Source organism: Pyxidicoccus xibeiensis (assembly GCF_024198175.1).
GTDB classification, from domain to species: Bacteria; Myxococcota; Myxococcia; order Myxococcales; family Myxococcaceae; genus Myxococcus; species Myxococcus xibeiensis.
In genome coordinates, this window is the sequence record NZ_JAJVKV010000039.1 from 1 (window position 1) to 5976 (window position 5976).

The 5976-nt window shown below is 72.4% G+C and carries 1 protein-coding gene; it reads left to right on the forward strand.

Annotation, left to right across the window (positions count from 1 at the left end; translation table 11 throughout):
- Positions 1–5976, forward strand: a 5976-nt coding sequence (locus LXT23_RS49410; protein ID WP_253987544.1) for a non-ribosomal peptide synthetase, incomplete at both ends; no start/stop codon positions are given.

Genomic DNA, 5976 nt, shown 5'->3' on the forward strand with positions numbered 1-5976 from the left:
TGGCCGGCCCCGAGGCCCTGGCCTACGTCATCTTCACCTCCGGCTCCACCGGCCGCCCCAAGGGCGCGATGAATGCCCACCAGGGCGTCGTCAATCGCCTCCTCTGGATGCAGCAGCAGTACGGCCTGACGTCGGCCGACACGGTGCTCCAGAAGACGCCCTTCAGCTTCGACGTCTCCGTCTGGGAGTTCTTCTGGCCTCTCATGACGGGCGCTCGCATGGTGCTCGCCCGTCCTGGCGGTCACCAGGACCCGACGTACCTCGTGCGCCTCATGGCCGACGAGCGCGTCACCACCGCCCACTTCGTCCCCTCCATGCTCCGCGCCTTCGTCGAGGAGCCGGGCCTGGAAGGACTGAAGGACCTGCGCCGCGTCGTCTGCAGCGGCGAAGCCCTGCCCGCTGACCTCGTCAACAAGGCCCACGCTCGGCTGCCGGTAGCCTCGGTCCACAACCTCTACGGCCCCACCGAGGCCGCCGTCGACGTCACGTACTGGGAATGCCCGCGCGGCGAAGTGCTGCGCAGCGTCCCCATCGGCCGCCCCGTCGCCAATACCCGCATCCACATCCTCGACTCGCGCGGCCAGCCGACGCCCGTGGGCGTCTCCGGCGAGCTCTTCATCGGCGGCATCCAGGTGGGCCGCGGCTACTGGAACCGGCCCCAGCTGACCGCTGAGCGCTTCATCCCAGACGCCTTCAGCGACACGCCCGGCGCGCGCCTCTACCGCACCGGAGACCTCGCACGCTGGCTGCCTGATGGCACGGTGGAGTACCTGGGCCGCGCCGACTTCCAGGTGAAGCTGCGCGGCTTCCGCATCGAGCTGGGCGAAATCGAAGCCGCGCTCCGCTCGTCCCCGGGCGTGGCCGACACCGTGGTGGTGGTGCGCGAGGACGGCCCCGGTGGTGCCCGGCTCGTGGCCTACCTCGTGCCCACCGCTTCCGCCGAGTCGGAGGCCCAGGCCGCGAGCGTCGCGCAGGCGCCCGCCACTTCTACCGCGCCGGCCCCTCACGCGGGCGTCGCGCAGGCGTCCGCCGCGTCCGTCGAGCTGGACACCAAGGCCCTGCGTTCCTCGCTGGCGGAGCGGCTGCCCGAGTTCATGGTGCCCTCGGCCTTCGTGGTGCTGCCCGCCCTCCCGCTGTCTCCCAGCGGCAAGGTGGACCGCAAGGCCCTCCCCGCTCCGGACGCGAAGCCCCGCGAGGCCGGCGACTACGTCGAGCCACGCACGCCGCGGGAGAAGGCGCTGGCCGCCATCTGGGCGCAGCTGCTGGGCGTGCCCCGCATCAGCCTGCACGACAACTTCTTCGAGCTGGGCGGCGACTCCATCCTCGCCATCCAGGTCGTCTCTCGCGCGCGTCAGGCCGGGCTGCACCTGGCGGCCAACCAGCTCTTCCAGCACCAGACGCTGGAAGCCCTGGCCCGCGTGGCGAAGCAGCAGGGCACGCTGCAGGCCGAGCAGGGCCTGGTGCTGGGCGAGGTGACGCTGACGCCCATCCAGCGCGACTTCTTCGAGCGCAACCTTCCCCAGCCTCACCACTTCAACCAGGCCTTCCTGCTGGCCGCGAGCGAGAAGGTGGACGTCGCGAGCCTGGAGAAGGCGCTGCAGGCCGTCCTCGCGCACCACGACGCGCTCCGGCTGCGCTTCACGCGCCAGCAGGACGGCACCTGGCAGCAGCACCTCGCGGGCCTCGAGGCCCCCGTGCGTCTGGAGCGAGTGAATCTCTCCTCGACGCCCGAGGCCGAGCAGCCCAAGGCGCTGGAAGCCGAAGCCACGAGGCTGCACGCCAGCCTGGAGCTGGACGAAGGCCTGCTGCTGCGCGCCGCCCTCTTCGACTTCGGTCCCGAGCGCGAGCAGAAGCTGCTGCTGGCCGTGCACCACCTCGCGGTGGACGGCGTCTCGTGGCGCACGTTGCTGGAAGACCTCGGCACTGCCTACGTGCAGCTGAGCCAGGGCCGTCCCGTGGCCCTGCCGCCCAAGTCCACCTCCCTCAAGACGTGGGCCTCGCGCCTGGCCACCTTCGCGAATGCCGAGGACGTCGCCAGCGAGCTGCCCTACTGGCTGGAGCAGGGCCAGGTCCCCGTGCCCGCCCTGCCCGTGGATGGGCCCGGCGGTGAGACGTCCGTGGCCTCCTCGCGCGTGGTGGAAGTCTCCCTCGACGTGGAGGAGACGCGCCTGCTGCTGCAGGAGACGCCCGCCGCGTGGCGCGCTCACATCAACGACGTGCTGCTGACGGCGCTGGCCGAGAGCCTCACGCAGTGGACGGGACAGTCGAAGCTGCGCGTGGAGCTGGAAGGCCACGGCCGCGAAGCGCTCTTCGACGACGTGGACCTGTCGCGCACGGTGGGCTGGCTCACCACGCTCTACCCCGTGACGCTGGACGTCTCGGGTGGCTCCAGCCTGGGAGACCGGCTGCGCACGGTGCGAGACACGCTGCGCCACCTGCCCCGGCGCGGCCTGGGCTACGGCCTGCTGCGCCACCTGACGGAAGGGGAACAGGCAAAGGCCCTCCACGCCCTGCCCCGGGCGCAGGTGCTCTTCAACTACCTGGGCCAGTTCAACCAGGCGCCGTCGGGCGACGTGGAGCTGCCCTTCAGCGCCACGCGCGAGCCCCTGGGCGCGCTGCGCGCTCCGGAGGCGCCGCTCTCGCACCTGCTGGAGGTCAACGGCTACGTCTTCGAGGGCAAGCTGACGCTGACGTGGACGTACAGCCAGGCGGCGCACCGGGCGGAGACCATCCAGTCCCTCGCCGACCGCTTCCTGGGCGCCCTGCGGGCCCTCATCTCCACCCGCGCCACCGAGGATGCGTTCCGCTACACGCCGACGGACTTCCCGCTGGCCCGGCTGGAGCAGGCCACGCTGGACCGGCTGCTGCCCGCGGGCACGCCGGTGGAGGACCTCTATCCGCTCTCGCCGCTGCAGCAGGGCATGCTCTTCCACACGCTGCTGGCGCCCGCCTCGGGCGTCTACGTCACGCAGCTGACGTGGACCTTCGGCGGCACGGTGGACCTCGCGGCCTTCCGCCGCACGTGGGAAGTCGTCATCCAGCGCCAGCCCATGCTGCGCACCGCCTTCCTCGCCGAGGGCGTGAAGGAGCCGCTGCAGCAGGTGCACGCCAGCGCGACGCTGCCCTGGAGCGCGCTCGACTGGCGAGCCGTCCCCGAGGCCGAGCAGCAGTCCCGCTTCCAGGCCCTGCTGGACGAGGACCGCGCGCGCGGCTTCGACCTGCGCACCCCGCCGCTGCTGCGCCTGACGGTGGTGCGCCTGGACGAGCGCGCCTACCGCGTCATCTGGACGCTGCACCACCTGGTGCTGGACGGCTGGAGCCTCGGCCTGCTCTTCCAGGAGCTCTTCACCACCTACGAGTCGGTGCGCGCTGGCCGGCTGCCCTCGGCCCGCACGGACGCGCCCGCCTTCCGCGAGCACATCGCCTGGCTGCGGCAGCAGCCCCTGGACGCGGCCGAGTCCTTCTGGCGCAAGGCGCTGCGTGGCTTCACCGCGCCCACGCCGCTGCCCGGCGCGCTGCCGAAGTCGCCCGGGGCCGCGCTCCAGCGCAAGCACCTGCGCGCCCACCTGAGCCCGGACGTCACCACCGCGCTGCAGGGCTTCATCCGCCAGCACGGGCTGACGCTCAACTCCGTGGTGCAGGCCGCCTGGGCCCTGGTGCTCTCGCGCAGCACCGGTGAGCGGGACATCCTCTTCGGCGCCACCGGCTCGGGCCGCTCCGCCGCGCTGCCCGGCATCGACCGGGCGCTGGGCCTCTTCATCAACACGCTGCCGGTGCGCATCCAGGTGGATGAGGACGCGCCGGTGCTGGCGTGGATGAAGCGGCTGCAGGAGCAGCAGTCGGAGCTGCGCCAGTACGAGCACACGCCGCTGGTGCGGCTGCAGGGCTGGAGTGACGTGCCCCGAGGCACGCCGCTCTTCGAGTCGCTCTTCATCGTGGAGAACTACCCCGTCGACGCGGCGGTGGACTCGGCGGGCGCGGAGCTGGGCATCCGCGACTTCAGCGCCATGGAGCAGGCGGACACGGCGCTGGAGGCGTACGTCATCCCCGGCGCCGCGCTGGAGCTGCGGCTGCTCTTCGACGCGGCCCGCTTCGAGGCCGCCGCCCCCGAGCGCCTGCTGCGCCACTGGGCCGTGGCCCTGGAAGCGCTGCTGGCCCGGCCCGAGCAGCGCCTGGGCACCGTCTCCCTGCTGACCGGAGACGAGCGGCAGCAGGTGCTGCGCGCGTGGAATGACACGGGACGCACCTACGACTCGGCCTGCCTGCATCAGCAGTTCGAGGCGCAGGTCGCCCGGACTCCGGACGCCACCGCCCTCTCCTTCGGCGACGAGCAGCTCACCTACCGCCAGTTGCACCAGCGCGTGCTCCGCCTGTCCGCGCGCCTCCAGCAGCTCGGCGTGCGTCCGGACGCGCCCGTGGGCCTCTCGCTGGAGCGCTCGGCAGACATGGTGGCCGGCATGCTGGCCATCCTCCACGCGGGCGGCGCCTACCTCCCGCTGGACCCGGACTACCCCGCCGAGCGCCTGGCGTGGATGCTCCTGGACTCGGGAGCGTCCGTCCTCCTCACCTCACGCCAGCTGCTGGGCACCCTGCCCACCACGGGCGTGCAGGTGCTGCTCATCGACGAAGTGACGGGTGAGGAAGCCCGCGCCCCCGGGGCCGCGCAGGCCGACCACCTCGCCTACGTCATCTACACGTCGGGAAGCACGGGACGTCCCAAGGGCGTCATGGTGCCGCACCGCACGGCGGCCAACTTCTTTGGCGCCATGGACACGCTGCTGGGCACGTCCACGCCCGGCACGTGGCTGGCCGTCACCAGCATCTCCTTCGACATCTCCGTGCTGGAGCTGCTGTGGACGCTGGCGCGTGGCTACCACGTGGTGCTGCACGACGAGCGCGCCGCCACCCGCGAGGGCAAGGCCCTTCCTCTGTCCGAGGTGCTGCGCCGCCATGCGGTGACGCACCTGCAGTGCACGCCCGCCTTCGCCCGGGGCATGGTGCTCTCACCGGAGTCGGTGCCGGCCCTCGGCTCGCTGCGCCACCTGCTCGTCGGTGGTGAAGCGCTGGCCGGCCCTCTGGCCGCGCAGCTGCGCGCCGCGCTGCCCTCCGCCACCCTCACCAACATGTACGGCCCGACGGAGACCACCGTCTGGTCCTCCACCCACTCCGTGGGCAACAGCGACGCGCACGCCGCCACCATCTCCATCGGCGCGCCCATCGCCAATACGCGGCTGTACGTGCTGGACGCGTCGGGACAGCCGGTGCCCACGAGCGCCCCCGGAGAGCTGTTCATCGCCGGAGACGGCGTGGTGCGTGGCTACCTCGGCCGCTCCGACCTGACGGCGGAGCGCTTCGTGCCCGACGCCTTCTCGGGCGTGGTGGGCGCGCGCATGTACCGCACCGGCGACCTGGCGCGGTGGCGTGCCGACGGCACGCTGGACTTCCTGGGCCGCACCGACTTCCAGGTGAAGGTGCGCGGCTTCCGAATCGAGCTGGGCGAAGTCGAGGCGGTGCTTTCGCGCCACCCGTCCGTCCAGCAGGCGGTGGCCAGCGTCCACCGGGACGCCTCCGGCGACGGGCGCCTGGTGGCCTACGTGGTGCCCTCCTCCAGCATGGCGGTGGACACCACGGCCCTGCGCGGCTTCCTGCGCGAACACCTGCCCGAGCACATGGTGCCCTCGCTCGTCATGGCGCTGGACGCCTTCCCCCTGACGCCCAACGGCAAGGTGGACCGCAAGGCCCTGCCCGCTCCGGAGCAGACGGCCCCCGCGCGCCAGTACGTCGCGCCCAGGACGCAGACCGAGGAGCAGCTGGCCGGCCTCTTCGCCCAGGTGCTCGGCGTGGGCCGGGTGGGAGCCACCGACAGCTTCTTCGAGCTGGGCGGCCACTCGCTGCTGGCCACCCAGGTCGTCTCGCGCCTGCAGGCCGCGCTGGGTGCAACGCTGCCCCTGCGAGCCCTCTTCGAGTCCCCCACCG